The following is a 1,190-nucleotide window of genomic DNA, read 5'->3' on the forward strand; positions in this document are numbered from 1 at the left end:
AACCATGAGCGCATTCAACTGAAAACAGGACTGGCTCCGCTTACGCTTCGCCAGTCCTGTTAAGCTCCCCACTACACGAGGGTCTTTTTATTCATGTCTACTAATTCTGGGGCAGTTCACACCTTTGGGCGCGAGGGATGTTCTTTTATCTGCGCGCGGATTTATTCCGCAGCCGGTTTCAGGTCAAAGACGGCGATTTCGGGCACAACCCCCAGCCGGATCGGATACCGAGAAGTTCCTATTCCGGAGTGGACATACAGGGTGGTCTGATCGTTGAGGGGATACAGGCCGTCCAGATATTTTCTGGCCATGGAGGTGGTGATGTGCGGAAGGAACGGCAGACTGACCTGTCCGCCATGGCTGTGGCCCGCCAAAATCAGGTCAAACCCCAGGTCCGCATACAGGTCGGCGGTGTCGGGCTCATGGGTCATCAGGATGGAATAGCCCGGCTGCTGGGCGGGAACATCCGCCAGCACCCCGTCGATGTTGGGTTCTCCCAGCAAGGCATCATCCAGCCCCGCCAAAAAGACCGTATCGCCGCTCTCCAGCGTCACCGTCACGCCCTCGTTGCACAGAATCTGAAATCCGCTCTGTTCCATGATGGATTCATAGGTGCGCACCGCGCCCCCGCCCCGGTCCCGATTGCCCCAAATGGCAAATTTTCCATAGGGCGCCTGAATCCGGGACAGAATCCGGATTAAATCCTCATCCTGATGATAGGTGTTGTAGACCTCGTACAGGTCCCCGGTGAAGAGAAACAAATCGGGATTCTGCTGATTGACCCGGTCCACCAGCTGTTCCAGGTTCCGGGTGGTGTAGTGTTCGCTGATCTGGATATCCGACACCTGGACCACCCGCAGCTCCTGGGTCAGGCCGCTGGAAAAGGTCAAATGATCGATTTTCAGCCGGTAGGGCTCCACTTTCAGGGCATAAAACAGCACCGCCGCTCCCAGCAAAGCCAAAAGCAAAACCAAGCGCACCGCTCTTTTCAGAAATTTGACCATCGTTCCCTCCTCCGTCCTTCTTTCCCGATACGAGAAAACCCCCGAGGACTTATCCTCAGGGGTTTTGTGAGAGAAGCCGGCATCTACCTATTTTCACAGGCCGTGTCCAGCCAACTATCTTCGGCACAAGTGAGCTTAACTTCTGTGTTCGGAATGGGAACAGGTGGGACCTCACCGTCATCGACA

1 protein-coding gene and 1 rRNA gene are annotated in these 1,190 nt (G+C 55.6%); both read right to left on the bottom strand.

Translation table 11 applies throughout. The features are described 5' to 3' along the window. Window positions 1–161: 161 nt before the first annotated feature. Window positions 162–1,004, bottom strand: a complete 843-nt coding sequence (locus B5G28_RS14170) for a metallophosphoesterase (protein ID WP_087249836.1) — start codon at window positions 1,002–1,004, stop codon at window positions 162–164. A gap of 74 nt (window positions 1,005–1,078) precedes the next feature. Then, window positions 1,079–1,190, bottom strand: a 5S ribosomal RNA gene (gene rrf, locus B5G28_RS14175); the annotation flags it as partial.

It is taken from the genome of Faecalibacterium sp. An77 (assembly GCF_002161315.1).
Classification (GTDB): Bacteria; Bacillota; Clostridia; order Oscillospirales; family Ruminococcaceae; genus Faecalibacterium.

Excerpts from the sequence above, each read along its gene's own strand:
- B5G28_RS14170 (WP_087249836.1), bottom strand. The coding sequence starts at position 1,004 with ATGGTCAAATTTCTGAAAAGAGCGGTGCGCTTGGTTTTGCTTTTGGCT.